The following is a 16,457-nucleotide window of genomic DNA, read 5'->3' on the forward strand; positions in this document are numbered from 1 at the left end:
GTCAATGATTAATAAAGCGTATCATTTAGTAAATAAGGGCTCTTGGCGAGCCCTTTCGTTGATCTTGGCTATCGCATTAACCCTCTGTTTTTTCTTTAATATTAATGCATTTGTCACACAATTAAGAACGACAGCACCTATTTGGGTAATATTTATTTTGTGGGCAACGGTTATTTTATGGATTCACGGCATTGGGTTTGAAATTCGGGCGACCATTTGGAAACTTTTATTTTTTCCTTATATTGGTTATATCGTCGGAATTGTTGCTTTAATCTACAATTTCCTTTTGCCAGCTTTCTCTCATTAATTAAAGTGCGGTGTTTTTTTGCCAAATTTTTCTTATATTAACAAATAAAGTAAAAATCTTTTTAATTTGCACCGCACTTTATTTCTTGCTAATCCTGATTAAGCTCTCTACAATACGCGCAATTTTCTGTATTAAAAAAGAACGATTAAACAAACTCAGGTTTGACCATATATGCAAAGATTTTCTTTACCCGTACGCGTTTATTATGAAGATACCGATGCTGGTGGTGTTGTTTATCACGCTCGCTATCTGCATTTTTTTGAGCGAGCCAGAACCGATTATCTACGTGCATTAGGGTTTTCTCAACAGACATTGCTTGAGGAACATAATTTAGCCTTTGTTGTCAAAACAATGCAGATTGATTATCGTCTTGCTGCAAAGCTAGATGATTTATTAACAGTGGAAACAGAAGTAAGTGCGATTAAAGGCGCAACAATTTTGTTTTTGCAGCAAATAAAACGCAATGATGTGCTGATTTGCAGCGCTGAAGTCAAAGTAGCGTGTGTAGATCTCACAAAAATGAAACCCGCTGCGATTCCTCAGGAAATTAAAGCAGCATTTAAAGTGTAAATAGGCACTCACCTATTTTTATTCTCTTTCTTGGAGCGAGATAAATGACCAGTGAATTGAACTTTTTGGAATTATTTTTAAAAGCCAGTATTGTGGTTCAAATTGTAATTGTAATATTGATTGCATTTTCTATTATGTCTTGGGCAATCATTATTCAACGTAGCCGTATATTGACAAAAGCGTTAAAAGATTCAATAACCTTTGAAGATCGCTTTTGGTCTGGTGAAGAATTAAATAAATTATATGACGGATTATCTAATCGCCGCGATGGACTAACAGGCAGTGAACAAATTTTCTATGTAGGGTTTAAAGAGTTTTCTCGCTTAAAACAAGCGAATCCAGATGCGCCAGAAGCCATTATTCAAGGTAGCACCCGTGCAATGAATTTAGCAATGAACCGTGAAATTGAAGATGTGGAAACACGTGTTCCATTCTTGGCAACCGTCGCATCAATCAGTCCATATATCGGCTTATTTGGCACGGTTTGGGGCATTATGCACGCCTTTATGGCATTAAGTGGTGCAAAACAAGCGACTTTACAAATGGTCGCACCGGGCATCGCCGAAGCCTTGATTGCAACAGCAATTGGTTTATTTGCTGCTATTCCTGCGGTGATGGCGTATAACCGTTTAAGTTTACGCGTGAATAAACTTGAGCAAAATTATGGTAACTTTATTGATGAATTTACTACCATCTTGCATCGTCAAGTTTTTGGTCGTCATCAATAGTCTGTCGCACAAAGTGCGGTAATTTTTAGTAAAGTTTTTAGAGGCAATGATGTCTTATCGTCGTAAACGTCGTGATATAAAATCTGAAATCAATATAGTGCCATTTTTAGATGTGTTATTAGTGCTGTTGCTTATTTTTATGGCAACAGCGCCGATTATTTCACAAAGTGTGCAAGTGGAATTACCTGATGCGGTAGAAAGTCAATCCGTGTCTAATGAGGATAAAGTCCCCGTTATTTTAGAAGTCTCGGGTATTGGGCAATATAGCCTTTCCATTGGTGGCGAACGCAGTGAAAACCTCACAGAGGAAATGGTTACCCAAATGGCTAAACAAGAATATGATAAAGACAGCAACACAATGTTCTTGGTTGGCGGAGCGAAAGATGTGCCTTATGAAGAAGTGATTAAAGCACTCAATTTACTGCATCTAGCAGGCATAAAATCTGTTGGATTAATGACAAACCCAATTTAAGGTAAGTAGGTCTATTGTGCGTAATAATCAACGAAATAACGGAATTGGTGCATTTGCCATTTCAATTATTCTGCACATTATTCTATTTGGCTTGTTAATTCTTGGCTCTCTTTATTACAAAGTGGAAATAATGGGGGGCGGTGAAGGTGATGGCGATGTCATCAGTGCTGTTATGGTCGATACGGGATCTGCCGCACAGGAATGGGGACGTTTGCAACAACAGAAAAAAGGTCAAGTGGATAAACCCACTCAACCACAGCAAAAAGAACCTGATCCACAAGAGCAAAAACAAGCACAACTAGAAGAACAAAAGCGTCAGCAAGAATTGGAACGCCAAAAGCAGCTTGAAAAACAGCGTGAGCAAGAGCGTCAAAGACAGCTTGAACTGAAAAAGCAACAAGAACAGCTGGCTGAACAACAAAGACAACGCGAAGAACAAGCACGCATCGCATTAGAAAAGCAGAAGCAACTAGAAGCTAAAGCGAAACAAGAAGCGGAAGCAGCGAAGCTGAAGGCCGAAGCTGAAGCAAAACGTTTAGCGGCACAAGCCAAAAAAGCGGAAGAAGAAGCAAAAGCAAAAGCCGCTGAGCAAGTCAAAAAAGCGAAGGAACAAGCCGAAAAAGAGGCAAAGTTAAAAGCGGAAAAAGCGGCGGCTGAGGCTAAAGCAAAAGCAGATGCAGAGCAAAAAGCGAAAGCCGAAAAGGCAAAGGCTGATGCTGCGGCTAAAGCGAAAGCAGACGCTGATGCTAAAGCAAAAGCGGAGGCTAAGGCAAAAGCAGATAAAGCTAAAGCAGAAGCAAAAGCCAAAGCGGAAGCAGATAAACGTCGCGCACAACAATCTGCACTAGATGACTTCATCAATGGCGGTGATATTGGTGGCGGCAGTGCTAAAGTTGGTGGCAATGCCAATAAAAAAGGAAGTCAAGGTAATGGAGCGGGTTTAGGTGCTGGTGATGGCGGTAAGACAGGCGATCGCTATGCAGGCGTAATTAAGAAAGAAATTCAGCGCCGTTTCTTAAAAGATCCGAGTTTTGCCGGTAAAACCTGCCGTATTAAGATCCAGTTAGAGCGTGATGGGACTATTTCAAATTATCAACGGATTTCAGGTCCTGATGATATTTGTTCTGCAGCAATGAGTGCGGTGGCGAGAACTAGAAAAGTGCCGGCTGCACCATCAGATGCAATTTATAATAAATATAGAACGCCAATCATTGATTTTGATCTAAAATGATCGGCGACTAGGTCAATAATTAAACCTAAGGTGAATTAAATGAAAATGATTATTCGTATAACACAATTATTAACGATGTTATGGATATTATTAGCAAATACAGCACTTGCTGATGATGAAGTCCGAATCGTTATTGATGAAGGGGTGGATGGGGCGCGTCCTATCGCCGTCGTACCATTCAAATGGAATGGTTCTGGGTCAATGCCAACAGATGTAGCTGAAATTATTTCAGCAGATTTACGCAACAGTGGCAAATTCAATCCAATTCCAACATCAAGAATGCCACAACAACCCACTTCTGCCTCAGAGGTTACTCCTGATGCGTGGTCATCTTTAGGCATTGATGCCATTGTTGTTGGGCAAGTTACACCAAATGGCAATGGATATAGCATTGCTTATCAACTTGTTGATACGATTGGCGCATCAGGTAATGCCGGGGCTGTATTAGCACAAAATCAATATGCTGTTCCAGCCAGTGCAATTCGTTTAGGCTCACATACTGTAAGCGATGAAGTCTTTGAAAAACTGACGGGTATTCGTGGTGCATTTAGAACCAAAATTGCTTATGTTGTACAAAAAAATGGCGGTTCTAAACCTTATCAAGTACGTGTTGCCGATTATGATGGACATAATCAATTTATTGTTACCCAAAGCTCACAGCCATTGATGTCGCCTGCTTGGTCACCCGATGGAAATAAGCTCGCTTATGTTTCTTTTGAAAACCGTAAATCTCAGCTTGTTGTGCAAGATTTACGTTCAGGTGCACGCCGTATAGTAGCTTCATTTAAAGGACATAATGGCGCTCCTGCGTTTTCTCCAGATGGCTCAAGATTAGCCTTTGCTTCATCAAAAGATGGCGTTTTAAATATCTATGTGATGAATTTAGCCAGCGGTAGTGTTTCACAATTAACGAGTGGCTCAGGGAATAACACCGAACCTGCGTGGTCACCTGATGGACAATCTATCATTTTTACTTCTGATAGAGCCGGTTCCCCACAAGTGTATCAAATGAGTGCAAATGGTGGCGGCGCGACCTTATTAAGCTCAGGAGGACGTACCTATAGTGGACAAATTTCTGCTGATGGAAATACATTAATTATGATCTCAGCAGATCATATTATGAAAAAAGACCTTTCTACTGGACAAACTGAAATGCTTAGCTCAACATTTCTTGATGAAAGCCCTAGCATTTCACCAAATGGTATAATGATCATTTATAGCTCTACACAAGGCTTAGGAAAGGTGTTACAATTGGTTTCTGCTGATGGGCGTTTTAAAGCACGCCTACCGGGAAGTGATGGGCAAGTTAAATTTCCAGCTTGGTCCCCATATTTAAGTAAAAACTAGGAGAAAGTTAATGAAAAACTTTGCAAAATTATTAGTTGTTGCTGGTTCCGTAGCTGTATTAGCGGCTTGTAGCTCTTCAAAAAATGAAAGTGCGGTAGACGCTTCAGCGACTGCCCAAACTTTTGGCGGTTACTCAGTTCAGGATTTACAACAACGTTATAACACCGTTTATTTCGCATTTGATAAATACAATGTTGAAGGCGAATATCAACAAATTTTAGATGCTCATGCTGCATACTTAACAGCAACTCCAGCATCTAAAGTATTAGTTGAAGGTAATACTGACGAACGTGGTACACCAGAGTATAACATTGCATTAGGTCAACGTCGTGCTGACGCAGTAGCAAACTATTTATCTGCTAAAGGTGTTCAAGCAGGTCAAGTTTCAACTGTTTCTTACGGTGAAGAAAAACCAGCTGAGTTAGGCCACACTGAAGCAGCTTATGCGAAAAACCGTCGTGCGGTATTAGCATACTAATATTATTTATAATAAAAAAGCCAAGTCTTATGCTTGGCTTTTTTATTTTCTGCTATTCATTATAGCTCTTTTGTTTCGATTTGTTGGTTATTCGTTCAAACAAACAAAAATTTAAAAATTTTTATTGATTATTAAAATAAAAACAGTATTATAAGCCTCCGTTACGCAATGATACCTATTCGGGTCGTTAGCTCAGTCGGTAGAGCAGCGGACTTTTAATCCGTTGGTCGAAGGTTCGAATCCTTCACGACCCACCAATCAAACGTAACTGCCTAAATATATTTAGGGTCGTTAGCTCAGTCGGTAGAGCAGCGGACTTTTAATCCGTTGGTCGAAGGTTCGAATCCTTCACGACCCACCAATCAAACGTAACTGCCTAAATATATTTAGGGTCGTTAGCTCAGTCGGTAGAGCAGCGGACTTTTAATCCGTTGGTCGAAGGTTCGAATCCTTCACGACCCACCAATCAAATATAACTGTCTAAATATACTTAGGGTCGTTAGCTCAGTCGGTAGAGCAGCGGACTTTTAATCCGTTGGTCGAAGGTTCGAATCCTTCACGACCCACCAATCATTAATTTCCCTATTAAATTAAAAAATCATTTTTTGCTTTGTTATTTTTTATTGATTAGACCGTTTATCCTTCATTTTATTTTCTCATTATTTTTGCGATCTTGATTCCAAAAATTTGCTCATTCCCTATTAAAAAAGCACCGTGTTTGTTAGGCTCTGCCTAGTGCATTAAAAGCAATGTAACGAAAACAATTCTTACAAAGAAATATTGTTGAAAAAATATAAGATAAACAAAGTGCGGTTGAAAAAATCAGCGTTTTTATTATGGATAAAATGAAAGGTTTCACCTTATTAGAATCGCTTATCGTGTTATTGATTTCTAGTTTGTTATTGCTTATGGCTTTACCTGTATGGCAACAGCACCAGGAGCAATGGCTGCTAGGCAAAGAACAACAACGCTTATATTTATTTTTGCGTACGATTCAACGGCGAGTAGAAAATTCTAATCAAGTATGGTTTTTAGTGGCAAATCGAGAGTTAGTAAGCCAGAAATGGTGCATTGTTGCACAAGTTAAAAGTAAAAAAATATGCAATTGTTTACAGCCGCACTTATGTGCAGAAGAGCTAATGGCGAATATTTATCAACCATTGTTTCCAACAAAAACAATGATTAGCAGTAAACATTATTTTCCACAAGAGATGGCAAGAATCAGCGGTATCCGTAATACGATTCAATCTGATTGTTTTTTATTGCAAGCTGGGCAGGTTAAAACCTTATTTTCTTTTTTTAATGTGGGTAGTCTGAAACTCAAACCAGCAAATTCACTCAGTGCTTGCGGAGAACCTTAGATGAAAGGCTATTTAAAAGGACAAAGTTTATTCGGTTTAATGTCAGCGTTGGGAATATCCAGCTTATTACTGATTGGCATAGTGAAATTTTATCAACATAGCCAATGGCAAATTCAGCAAATGAATGCGCGTCTGTTTTTACAAGCAGAGATAGAAAGAACGTTGCAGTTAATTAGCAAAGATTTACGCCGAACCGGATTTCGTGCCGCAGTTGAAAAACGTAAAGTGGATAATTTCGCCTTGTTTGAGCAAGATGAACGAGGCACAAGCTTAGTACTTAGCCAATCTGCAGGGGAAAAACCGAATAGCTGTGTGTTATTTTTCTATGATTTGGATAATTCAGGCTGTATTGGTTCCACTTATACCAAGGGGCTATGTCGTGAAAATGGCAAAAATCGGACAAAAGAAATTGAGCGTGAGTTATTCGGTTATCGTTTAAAACATAAAATGCTGGAAACACGTTTGACTTATAAAAATACCGTTAAGCAAAAATGTGCAAAAGAAGAGTGCCAAGGCTACCTGCAACAGCTCGCTTGTGAGAGAGGCGGTTGGGTAGATTTATTTGATAACCATAAAATAGCAATAACGGATTTTTCTTTACAATGGCTAAAAGAATCCGTATTGCTTACGGCATATTTAAAAGGGCAATTGACGCAACAACCGCATATTGAATATGAAAGCCAAGTAGTGATTCCCTTGCTTAATCAAGGCGGTACAGAATGAACGCGCAAAAAGGTATGGTTACCCTGACGTTATTATTACTGCTTAGCTCATTCTTGATGATTACAATGTGGTTTAACCAAGAGGAACTGCATTTTTATCGCGCAATGAACGCACAGCAAAAATTTTATGTACAAAATGATGCCGTACTGTTGCCAATCAGCAGACAAAATTTGGATCAAGAATGTGAAAAATTACCTTTAGATTATAGCCATTCTGTTTATCGTCTTGAATTTAAAAATACGCTGAAAAATCACCGCACTTCTGATTCTTCTTCCCATTTTGCTTGGTGTGAGCGAGTGAGCCTATTTCAAAGAATGCCAAGTCGCGGCATCAATGCGGGGGAATTTTCACATTATTTTGATCCTGCGATCACGCCGCTGTTTGCAAGGTTTTTATCGCAAGGGAATATTGGCAACTATCCACTCTACTGGTTTTCCGAGCAAGAAAAGCATTGGGAGATCAATGGCAATATTTATGCCGTCGTTGTCGCCGAAGGTGATTTAATCTTATCAGGTAAAGGGGAACTGCGCGGTGCGGTGATTACGCAAGGACAGTTATATCAAGGGGAGAATGTGAAATTGGTTTACAACAAGCAAACGCTGCAAGACGTGGTTCAGGCATATCGCTTTTGGCGCTTAGCAAAAAGGAGCTGGTATGATTTTGAGTCTTTATAGGCCGTTAAAATATCAAGGAATGAATTTGCTTGCTTTGCTGATGACTTTAACGCTATTTAGTGGTATTTTTCTGTCCATTAATCAATGGCTCGCTTATCAACGGCAAAGTGCGGTGAAAATTTATCAAGATTTACAAGCCATTTCTATTGCACATAATCAGCAACAACGTCTGTTTATGGGGCTGAGCTGTCAAACTCACATTGAGCAAAATCAGCTTATTTTTCATCTTAATTGTCACGAAAATAAGGTAACTGTGCGTTATCCCACAGGGGAAACCAATTTATAAAAGGAAATTCTGTGCTAACCGTTTATTATTCCAATTTGCTTGAAACACAAAAAGATATTCTGTTGCATTTAATCAAGACAATGCCATTGAATGATCCGCTACAATCGGAAATTATTTTAGTGCAAAGCCCGGGAATGGCGCAGTGGTTACAATGGCAAATTGCCGAAAAGCAAGGGATTTCAGCGAACTTGCAATTTCCTATGCCAGCCACCTTTATTTGGCAACTTTATCGCGATAATTTGTTTAATATTACACAGCAAAATCAATTTGCTAAAGAGCAGATTGTATGGCGTTTGATGCGATTGATCCCACAATATTTATCCCAACCTGCCTTTTCACCATTGCGTGATTATCTGAATACAGCACCTCAATCGGCACAACAAAAGTTATATCAATTAGCGGAAAAAGTCGCAGATTTATTTGATCAATATTTGGTGTATCGTCCAGATTGGATCAGTGCGTGGGAAAAAAAGGAAGACCGCACGATCGCTCAACAAATTGCTACGCAGAAAAGTACAGATAAACCCCAGTTGGTGACTCAAATTGCACAGCATATCGAATGGCAAGGCATTTTATGGCGTGCTTTAGTGGCGGAAATTCAACAGCAAAATGGCAATGAAGACGTCTGGCACCGAGCGCATTTACACCAACAATTTCTCCAGCTATTGCAACAGAAAATGCCTGTGAAACTGCCTAAACGCATTTTTGTTTTTGGGATCTCAGCGTTGCCAAAAGTGTACCTAGAAATTCTTAACGGCATTAGTGCATTTTGTGATGTGCATTTATTCTTCACTAATCCTTGTCGTGAGTATTGGGGAGATATTGTGGATAGCCAATATTGGCGAAAATTACAACAGCGATCTCGCATTGATCACCAAAGCCAACAGGTTAGCCCATTATTTTCTCATCAGCAAATTGCCCAGCTAGAACAAAAACAGCACGAATACACCGCCGAACAAGAATTGTTGCAAGTGGGAAACCCGTTACTTTCTTCTTGGGGAAAACAAGGGCGCGATTTTCTTTATTTGCTCACAGATTTGCAAAGTAACGAAATTAATGCTTATGTAGAATTGTCGAAAGAGGGATTGTTGCACCAAATTCAGCAACGCATTTTAACGCTTACCCCGACAGGTATTGCGCCACTGCATTTTGAACCACAAGATCTTTCTTTTTCAATTCACGCTTGTTATAGCGCAATGCGTGAGGTGGAGGCATTGCAAGATTATTTACTGCACTTATTTAATCAAGATCCAACGCTTACACCAAAAGATGTGGTCATAATGGTGGCGGATATTGATAAATATACGCCTTACATTCGTGCCGTCTTTGAGCAAGGGAAACCTCATCTTCCCTTTTCGATTTCAGATAATAAATTGTCGGAAAATGATGTCATTGTCTCCGCGTTTATCAAATTGCTAAACTTGAAAGAGAGCCTTTTTACTGCACAAGAAGTGTTGGATTTTCTCGATATTCCAAGTATTCGCGCACGTTTCCATATTGAATTGGAAGACTTGCCTTATATCCATCACTGGGTGGTGCATTCTGGTATTCGTTTTGGTTTGGAGAAATATCGGGATGGCGTACAAGAAAATTATAATGCGTGGAAAGCTGGGCTTGAACGAATGCTGTTGGGCTACGCAATGCGAGAAGAAAACGGCATTTGGCAAGACAGCCTTGGTTTTGATAATAGCTATGGTCTAAAAGGGCAATTGGCCGCCTATTTGGCAGAATTTATCGAGCAACTTTACCAATGGTATCGTACACTTTGTGGCGAGCATTCCGTTGAGCAATGGCAGCAAGCCTTATTCCAGCTTGTTGAAATGTTTTTCCAATTTGACGAAACGAGCCAAGAAACCCAATGGTATCTCAAAGATTGTATTGAAACTTTTGTGGAACCCTTAATCAATGTGCAATTTAATCAATTACTTAGTGCAGAAGTTGTCGCTGAGGTGATGAGCCACTATTTGCAAGAAAATCCACATAATTTACGTTTTTTAGCAGGAAAAATGAATTTCTGCACCTTATTGCCAATGCGCTCCATTCCATTTCGTGTAGTGTGTTTGCTTGGAATGAATGAAGGGGAATATCCACGGCAAACTACGCCAAATAGCTTTGATCTAATGCAATATCATCAACAAAAGGGGGATCGTTTCAAGCGGGATGATGATCGTTATCTTTTCCTTGAAGCATTGGTTTCCGCACAGGATTATTTCTATCTTAGCTATGTCGGGCATTCAATGATTGATGATGCACCAAAAGAACCTTCCGTGCTTGTTAATCAATTACTCGATTATGTGGCAGAAAACTTGCCTTTGCCTGAGGAGGATGCGTGTGCAGACCCAAATGAATATTGGCGTAAAAAATTGGTGATTCACCATCCAATGACTGCTTTTAGCGAGAAAAATTTCACTAAAAAGCACCGCACTTTTGCGCATAAATGGTTGCCATTAGTGAACAAAATCACATCGCAAGAGCAAGGTTTTATTCAGCCATTGAATAATGGGCATCTTGTGCAGAACGTTGAATTAAGCCAACTTATTGCTTTTGTTCAGCACCCGATAAAATTTTTCTTGGAACAGATTTTAGGTATTTATTTGAAAAATGAAGAAAACGCATTAAAGGATACAGAAAATTTTGATTTCGATAATTTGGAACGCTACACCATTAATCAGCAATTGCTGTATCTGAACGATGATGAGTTTAGCCAGTTTTTCCATAAGTTACAAATTAAAGGGGGAATGCCAAGAGGTGGTTTTGCCCAAGTGGAAGCACAACAACTTAGCCAAGCGATTCTTGGTCTGAAAAAAGACGTCGCAGCATATTTAAAGCAAGAAAGTCAAAGTGTGGTGGCAGAATTGGATTTCGCCTTGCCAACTCAAACCCTGCGTTTAACGGGAGTGATAAATCAGCTTTATCCCCTTGCTAACGGCACAATGGAACGCGTTACTTGGCGGGTAGGAGGGAAAATCCGTGATAAAGATCTGATTGAAAATTGGATCTATTATTTACTGCAATGTGCTACGCAAGAAAATGTAGCACCCTCTCATAGCTATGCTAAAAATGCGCAAGTGCGGTTTAAAATTTTGCCAAAAAGTACCGCACTTACCCAATTACAATGCTACCTTGAGGCTTATGTTCAAGCTCAGCAATCCCCTTGCTTAGTGCTAACGGAAAATCTGGAGAAATATTTTAATGCGCTAAATAATGAAAAAGGCAAAAATGATGCCGAAACAATTCAACAAAAGTGTTTTGCCATATTGCGTGAAAGTATTTATGGCAATGATTATCACAATGCGAAAGAAGATAAATACTGGCAACGGGTGCTAAGTGAGCAAGAATTAACACAACTGGATTTGACTGCAATGAGTCATACAATGCAAGATTGGTTTGAGTTAATGCTAGCAAGCTGTGAATAAAAGGAAACCGCTGAGGAGGATCAGCGGTTTTGTTTTAGTGTTTGAAATATTCGGCTAATACTTGTGCAATGCCCGGTTCATCATTACTTGTGGTAGTGAGCTTGGCTTGACGTTTTACTTCTTCTTCCGCATTCCCCATTGCCACTCCCAGTCCTACTGCGGTGAGCATACTGGTGTCATTGTGGTTATCGCCGAAAGCAATCACTTGCTGTGGTGCAATATTCCACTGCTTTAAGACCTCTAATAATCTTGCTCCTTTAGTATTACTAGCGTTGGCAATATCTACACGATCGACCCAAGACCATTCACAACTAAATTGTTCAATAGGCAACTCTGCCACGACTTGGTTCATAATTTCTTTATTTTGTGCGCTAATCACGCATTTCCAGATTGGTTTATCGTGATCGATTACGGTTTGAATGCTTTCTACTTTTCGTACCAAAGGACGTACACTCTCAGGACAACTTGCGACCCATTTAAGAAATTTTTCCATATGGGGATTTAGCTCGGCATAATTCATAGCATTGCGCGAATACATTAACAAATGACAATGATGTTTGGCAGCCGTATCATAAATTTGTTGTGCTTGCTGTTGTGAAAGCGGATTGGCCGCTAACACCTCATCATTTTGTACATCATAAACATAGGTACCATTGCAACAAATAATTGGCGTGGTTAAACCCAGTTCCATATAATATGGAATGACTGCCGTATGATGCCGCCCTGTTACCAGTAATATTTTAATGCCTTGCTGCTGCAGTTTTTTTATCGCGTCTTTATTTTGCGTTAAAATTTGACCTTGAGAATTTAATAATGTGCCATCGAGATCGAAGGCGACGAGTTTATAATCCATTTTTTTATCCTTTAGACATATAAATAACTACTGCCCATAATACGCATTTTTGCCGTGTTTACGCAAATAATGTTTATCCAATAACACGGGTTGCATTGAGGTTAAATTTGCATTTAACTGATGGCTGAATAAATTCATATAGCCAATTTCTTCTAACACAACCGCGTTATGCACCGCATTTTCCGCATCGCTTCCCCACGCAAAAGGTCCGTGTGAATGGACTAATACGGCTGGCACCTCTTTCGCATTAATCTTGCGTTGGCGGAAGGTTTCTACAATCACATTGCCGGTTTCAAGCTCGTAATTCCCGTTAATTTCTTCGTCAGTCATTTTTCGCGTACAAGGAATGCTGCCATAAAAATAATCCGCGTGGGTTGTGCCGGCGGCAATTAAATCTAATCCAGCTTGCGCCCAAATGGTGGCGTGCCGTGAGTGGGTATGCACAATCCCGCCAATGTCAGGAAATTGACGATACAGAGCAAGATGGGTTGGGGTATCTGAAGACGGTTTTTTATTTCCCCACACGCGTTCCCCTGTATGCATATCGACAATCACAATATCCTCTGCCGTCATTTTGTCATAGTCCACCCCTGATGGCTTAATGGCGACCAGCCCTGAAGTGCGGTCTATTTCGCTGACATTTCCCCACGTAAAGGTCACCAAATGATGTTTTGGTAGGGCAAGATTGGCGTGTAACACTTTTTCGCGTAATTCGGCTAGCATTGGAATCCTCCTTGTTGCATTTGTTGTTCAATAAAACGGCGTGCATTGATGATTTCTTCAATCGGTTCATCGGCTTTTTCTGTCCACATTTCAATGAGAAACGCCCCGCGATAATTTAGCTCGGCAAGGGTTTTAAAGCAGGTAACAAAATCTACGCAGCCTTTGCCAAAGGGGACATCGCGGAATTGCCCTTTGCAGGTTTCGGTAACTTTATAGGTGTCTTTCAAATGAATCGCGGAAATTTTGTCGATGCCTAATTGTAATTCTTCGACCACATTATCATTCCACGCAGAAAGATTGCCGAGGTCAGGATAGACAGTAAACCAAGGGGAGCGAATGAGGTTATCCCATTTTTTCCAGCGGGTAATGGAACTCATAAAGGGGGTATCCATAATTTCCATTGCAAGTGTGACTTGATTGCTTGCCGCTAACTCAACCGCCCATTCCATTCCTTGTTGAAAGCGTGCTAATGTACTTTCGTCTTGTTCTTCGTAATACACATCATAACCCGCTAATTGAATGGTGCGGATACCCACATCTACCGCCAACTGAATGGCTTTTTCCATAATCTCATAGGCTTTTTGGCGAAGCGTTTCGTCGTGACTGCCAAAAGGAAAGCGGCGATGGGCAGAAAGGCACATTGAGGGAATGGTGACGCCCGTATTGATAATGGCTTGCACCAGTTCAAGGCGTTGTGTCTTGCTCCAATCTAATCGGCTCAATCGTTCATCTGTTTCATCAATGGAGATTTCGACAAAATCAAAGCCACAGGCTTTGGTGATGGAAAGTCTATCTTGCCAGCTGATGTTTTTGGGTAGGGCTTTTTCATAAATGCCGAGTTTGTGTTTTCTCATTGTTTCGTCCTAAAAAAGTTACGTAATTTTTACCGCACTTATACTAGACGTACTTCAAGCCCTCTTGCGGTAAGTTGCTCAATGACTTGGGGATCGGCTTCTTTCCCTGTAATAAGGAGATCAATATTTTCTAATTGGGTAAATAGCATTCCTACTTGTTTACCTAATTTTGAACTGTCTAATAACACAACATATTTTTCTGCTTTAGAAGAAAGTTGCTGCTCCGAATGTGCGATAATCATATCTGTCTTAAAAAGCCCATCAACGGTAAATCCTCGCCCACTTGTAAACATAATATTTGCGGAATAATTTGTTTCATTTTGTTGATTAAGTGAGAGCGTGATGGCTTTTTCTTGATTATATTGTCCTCCCATAATGACAAGATCTGAATGATTTTGCTTAATAAGATCATTAACTAAAGGGATATAGTTGGTAATAATCTGTACTTTTCTGCCACACAAATAGCGTCCTAGCATTTGCATTGTTGAGCCACAAGTAATAATGACGCTTTCATTGTCTTTGCATAATCTTGCGGCTGCTTGAGCAATACGTTGTTTCTCGTCAAAATGATTGATACTGCTTTTTTCACTGGTTAAGTGAAAGGTGGTTAAGGCTTCCGCACCATTTCTAATTTTTCGTAATTTTCCTTGTTGATGTAATTTATTAATATCTCTGCGTGCAGTTGCCGGTGAAATATTTAATAAATCAATAATTTCTGCGGTAGAAAGCAGGTGATTTTCGGCTAGCCGTTCCAACAATAACTTATGGCGATAAGTTTCGTTCATTTTTCCCCCTAAAAAAGTACAACATTGTAAATTAAATTATTATACGCGCATTCGTAAATGATTTTAAATCATCTTAAATCAGATGTAATCATTTTGTGTGAGCGAATTTTTCTTTAATTTCTTTGTTATCATTTAATTACAGCAAGGGATCAAGCCGAAATAATTTACCAGCAATAACATTTTTTAGAATGATGAATATGCCCATAGGGAAATCAAGGCAAAAGAGGGATTTTCTCTTTCGCCTTGAGATTAATTAAAGCATTGCCTTGAATGGAATATTAGGTTCTTGTTCAAAGCAATCATCAAAACCACGTGGATGATGATATTCAATAAGATCTTTATCACGTGGGTAAATATATTTACCCCCAACTTCCCAGATGAATGGGTGAAACTTATATTGAAGCCGTTCTTTACGCATTTTCCATAAGGCAATAATTTCATCAGTACTTGCCATAAAATTTGTCCAAATATCGTGATGAACAGGAATGATGACTTTACAACGTAAACTTTCCGCCATTCTAAGAAGATCAATGGAGGTCATTTTATCCGCGATACCAACAGGGTTTTCACCATAATTATTCAATGCAACATCAATATCAAATTCTTTTCCGTGTTTTGCAAATTGAATTGAAAAGTGGGAATCTGCGCCGTGATAGATAGTTCCGCCGGGGGTTTTGAAAACATAATTGACCGCTTTACGTCCCATTTCTTCATCGCTTGGGCATAGCCCTTTGAGTTCTCCACCTTGCTCTTCTGCACCTTCCACTGGTAGGGTAACTAAACAGGTTCGATCAAAAGAATCTAATGCGTGGATTTCTACGTCTTTGATTTTAACGACATCACCCGGTTTTACGGTAATGAGGCGATCTTCAGGAACTCCCCATTTTTTCCATAATTCGGTACAGTGCCAAGGACCAACAAATTTTACGTGATCAAGTTTAGGATTATTGACAATGGCAGCGGCAACATTTACGTCGATATGGTCGCTATGGTAGTGAGAGGCTAAAATAAAATCTACTTCATTGATTGCAAACGGATCAATGACCATTGGTGCTGCACGTAAATTAGGTTGTAATTTACGAACGCCTGCCATATTAGCCATTTGGTGTCCACGTACCATATCTTTCACTTTTTTGGTGGATTTTCCACGGCTACACCAAAGATCCATACATAAATTTGCACCACCGGGGGTTTTTATCCATACGCCAACGCAACCTAGCCACCACATTGCAAAATTTCCTTCGGGTACAACTTCCTGTTCTATTTCTTCATTTAACCAAGTTCCCCACTCAGGGAAGGTAGAAAGGATCCAACTTTCTCGTGTTATTTCATTTACATTTGGCATTGTTTGCTCCTTACTTTTTTGTAATTAGTAGTCAAAATAAATCCTTTTTAATCATAATAAATCATTTTTATAAATGAAAGGATATTTTGTCTGTTTTGTGATCTATATCATATTTTGCTTTGATTTAAAGGGATTTTAGCTAGGCTCATTACTAAATGTAAATAGAGGTTTGATTATTTGGAAAGAATTTTAATTTGTGATCTCACTCACAAATAATCAAAAATAATCTTTTTATTTGATTGTTTTTGCGTATTATAGTGATGATTTTACTTTTGCTGTTTGAAAGTGAACATTATTATCAATG

The 16,457-nt window shown here is 39.5% G+C and carries 17 protein-coding genes and 4 tRNA genes; 16 read left to right on the forward strand and 5 right to left on the reverse strand.

Going from position 1 to position 16,457, the window contains the following annotated elements; all coding sequences use genetic code 11:
* Positions 1-4: 4 nt before the first annotated feature.
* The 16 genes from ybgE to recC all read left to right on the forward strand — a co-directional run bounded on the left by ybgE (position 5) and on the right by recC (position 11,593).
* The gene (gene ybgE / locus L4F91_RS01925) at positions 5-307 is read left to right on the forward strand and encodes a cyd operon protein YbgE (RefSeq protein ID WP_250350890.1); all 303 of its coding nucleotides are present in this window, start codon (positions 5-7) and stop codon (positions 305-307) included.
* A 171-nt stretch (positions 308-478) separates the two neighbouring features.
* Positions 479-877: a tol-pal system-associated acyl-CoA thioesterase gene (gene ybgC / locus L4F91_RS01930; RefSeq protein WP_250350889.1), complete on the forward strand. Its 399-nt coding sequence runs from the start codon at positions 479-481 to the stop codon at positions 875-877.
* Between the two features lie 44 nt (positions 878-921).
* Positions 922-1,605 (forward strand): protein TolQ, encoded by a 684-nt coding sequence (tolQ, locus tag L4F91_RS01935; protein WP_395896988.1) that lies wholly within the window; start codon positions 922-924, stop codon positions 1,603-1,605.
* Between the two features lie 49 nt (positions 1,606-1,654).
* Positions 1,655-2,077: a colicin uptake protein TolR gene (gene tolR / locus L4F91_RS01940; RefSeq protein ID WP_250351601.1), complete on the forward strand. Its 423-nt coding sequence runs from the start codon at positions 1,655-1,657 to the stop codon at positions 2,075-2,077.
* Between the two features lie 16 nt (positions 2,078-2,093).
* Positions 2,094-3,308, forward strand: a complete 1,215-nt coding sequence (gene tolA / locus L4F91_RS01945; protein WP_395896990.1) for a cell envelope integrity protein TolA — start codon at positions 2,094-2,096, stop codon at positions 3,306-3,308.
* A gap of 39 nt (positions 3,309-3,347) precedes the next feature.
* Entirely contained in the window at positions 3,348-4,655 is a 1,308-nt protein-coding gene (gene tolB / locus L4F91_RS01950; RefSeq protein WP_395896992.1) for a Tol-Pal system beta propeller repeat protein TolB, read from the forward strand.
* A gap of 10 nt (positions 4,656-4,665) precedes the next feature.
* Entirely contained in the window at positions 4,666-5,133 is a 468-nt protein-coding gene (gene pal / locus L4F91_RS01955; protein ID WP_395896994.1) for a peptidoglycan-associated lipoprotein Pal, read from the forward strand.
* 181 nt (positions 5,134-5,314) lie between these two features.
* Positions 5,315-5,390, forward strand: a tRNA-Lys gene (locus L4F91_RS01960).
* A 28-nt stretch (positions 5,391-5,418) separates the two neighbouring features.
* Positions 5,419-5,494, forward strand: a tRNA-Lys gene (locus L4F91_RS01965).
* A gap of 28 nt (positions 5,495-5,522) precedes the next feature.
* Positions 5,523-5,598: transfer RNA gene (locus tag L4F91_RS01970), tRNA-Lys, on the forward strand.
* A 28-nt stretch (positions 5,599-5,626) separates the two neighbouring features.
* Positions 5,627-5,702, forward strand: a tRNA-Lys gene (locus L4F91_RS01975).
* 267 nt (positions 5,703-5,969) lie between these two features.
* Positions 5,970-6,494, forward strand: coding sequence for a prepilin-type N-terminal cleavage/methylation domain-containing protein (locus L4F91_RS01980; RefSeq protein ID WP_250350884.1), 525 nt, complete (start codon positions 5,970-5,972; stop codon positions 6,492-6,494).
* Positions 6,495-7,217 carry a type II secretion system protein J gene (locus tag L4F91_RS01985; protein ID WP_250350883.1) on the forward strand — a complete coding sequence of 241 codons (723 nt, stop codon included), beginning with the start codon at positions 6,495-6,497 and terminating at the stop codon, positions 7,215-7,217. It begins immediately after the preceding gene.
* On the forward strand, positions 7,214-7,891 hold the full coding sequence (locus L4F91_RS01990) for a DUF2572 family protein (protein WP_250350882.1): 678 nt from the start codon (positions 7,214-7,216) through the stop codon (positions 7,889-7,891). Before L4F91_RS01985 ends, L4F91_RS01990 begins: the two co-directional genes overlap by 4 nt.
* Positions 7,872-8,177, forward strand: a complete 306-nt coding sequence (locus L4F91_RS01995; RefSeq protein ID WP_250350881.1) for a DUF5374 domain-containing protein — start codon at positions 7,872-7,874, stop codon at positions 8,175-8,177. The genes L4F91_RS01990 and L4F91_RS01995 overlap by 20 nt, the downstream gene beginning before the upstream one ends.
* Positions 8,178-8,188: 11 nt before the next feature.
* Positions 8,189-11,593, forward strand: a complete 3,405-nt coding sequence (recC, locus tag L4F91_RS02000) for an exodeoxyribonuclease V subunit gamma (protein WP_250350880.1) — start codon at positions 8,189-8,191, stop codon at positions 11,591-11,593.
* A 34-nt stretch (positions 11,594-11,627) separates the two neighbouring features.
* Here recC and L4F91_RS02005 read toward each other — a convergent pair whose 3' ends face one another.
* The 5 genes from L4F91_RS02005 to ulaG all read right to left on the reverse strand — a co-directional run bounded on the left by L4F91_RS02005 (position 11,628) and on the right by ulaG (position 16,153).
* Positions 11,628-12,446, reverse strand: coding sequence for a pyridoxal phosphatase (locus L4F91_RS02005; RefSeq protein WP_250350879.1), 819 nt, complete (start codon positions 12,444-12,446; stop codon positions 11,628-11,630).
* Positions 12,447-12,473: 27 nt separating this feature from the next.
* Positions 12,474-13,169, reverse strand: a complete 696-nt coding sequence (araD, locus tag L4F91_RS02010; protein ID WP_395896388.1) for an L-ribulose-5-phosphate 4-epimerase — start codon at positions 13,167-13,169, stop codon at positions 12,474-12,476.
* Complete coding sequence (locus L4F91_RS02015; protein ID WP_395896998.1) at positions 13,163-14,023, reverse strand: L-ribulose-5-phosphate 3-epimerase; 861 nt, start codon at positions 14,021-14,023, stop codon at positions 13,163-13,165. The genes araD and L4F91_RS02015 overlap by 7 nt, the downstream gene beginning before the upstream one ends.
* A gap of 38 nt (positions 14,024-14,061) precedes the next feature.
* Positions 14,062-14,808, reverse strand: coding sequence for an HTH-type transcriptional regulator UlaR (gene ulaR, locus L4F91_RS02020; protein WP_250350876.1), 747 nt, complete (start codon positions 14,806-14,808; stop codon positions 14,062-14,064).
* A gap of 253 nt (positions 14,809-15,061) precedes the next feature.
* The gene (gene ulaG, locus L4F91_RS02025) at positions 15,062-16,153 is read right to left on the reverse strand and encodes an L-ascorbate 6-phosphate lactonase (protein ID WP_250350875.1); all 1,092 of its coding nucleotides are present in this window, start codon (positions 16,151-16,153) and stop codon (positions 15,062-15,064) included.
* Between the last annotated feature and the right edge of the window lie 304 nt (positions 16,154-16,457).

Origin of the sequence: Avibacterium sp. 20-126 (genome assembly GCF_044358625.1) — a bacterium.
GTDB lineage: Bacteria > Pseudomonadota > Gammaproteobacteria > Enterobacterales > Pasteurellaceae > Avibacterium.

What these genes read in the sequence shown, in the direction of transcription:
- ybgE (WP_250350890.1), top strand. Translation starts at nt 5, where the DNA reads ATGATTAATAAAGCGTATCATTTAGTAAATAAGGGCTCTTGGCGAGCC.
- ybgC (WP_250350889.1), top strand. Translation starts at nt 479, where the DNA reads ATGCAAAGATTTTCTTTACCCGTACGCGTTTATTATGAAGATACCGAT.
- tolQ (WP_395896988.1), top strand. Translation starts at nt 922, where the DNA reads ATGACCAGTGAATTGAACTTTTTGGAATTATTTTTAAAAGCCAGTATT.
- tolR (WP_250351601.1), top strand. Translation starts at nt 1,655, where the DNA reads ATGTCTTATCGTCGTAAACGTCGTGATATAAAATCTGAAATCAATATA.
- tolB (WP_395896992.1), top strand. Translation starts at nt 3,348, where the DNA reads ATGAAAATGATTATTCGTATAACACAATTATTAACGATGTTATGGATA.
- pal (WP_395896994.1), top strand. Translation starts at nt 4,666, where the DNA reads ATGAAAAACTTTGCAAAATTATTAGTTGTTGCTGGTTCCGTAGCTGTA.
- L4F91_RS01980 (WP_250350884.1), top strand. Translation starts at nt 5,970, where the DNA reads ATGGATAAAATGAAAGGTTTCACCTTATTAGAATCGCTTATCGTGTTA.
- L4F91_RS01985 (WP_250350883.1), top strand. Translation starts at nt 6,495, where the DNA reads ATGAAAGGCTATTTAAAAGGACAAAGTTTATTCGGTTTAATGTCAGCG.
- L4F91_RS01990 (WP_250350882.1), top strand. Translation starts at nt 7,214, where the DNA reads ATGAACGCGCAAAAAGGTATGGTTACCCTGACGTTATTATTACTGCTT.
- L4F91_RS01995 (WP_250350881.1), top strand. Translation starts at nt 7,872, where the DNA reads ATGATTTTGAGTCTTTATAGGCCGTTAAAATATCAAGGAATGAATTTG.
- L4F91_RS02005 (WP_250350879.1), bottom strand. Translation starts at nt 12,446, where the DNA reads ATGGATTATAAACTCGTCGCCTTCGATCTCGATGGCACATTATTAAAT.
- araD (WP_395896388.1), bottom strand. Translation starts at nt 13,169, where the DNA reads ATGCTAGCCGAATTACGCGAAAAAGTGTTACACGCCAATCTTGCCCTA.
- L4F91_RS02015 (WP_395896998.1), bottom strand. Translation starts at nt 14,023, where the DNA reads ATGAGAAAACACAAACTCGGCATTTATGAAAAAGCCCTACCCAAAAAC.
- ulaR (WP_250350876.1), bottom strand. Translation starts at nt 14,808, where the DNA reads ATGAACGAAACTTATCGCCATAAGTTATTGTTGGAACGGCTAGCCGAA.
- ulaG (WP_250350875.1), bottom strand. Translation starts at nt 16,153, where the DNA reads ATGCCAAATGTAAATGAAATAACACGAGAAAGTTGGATCCTTTCTACC.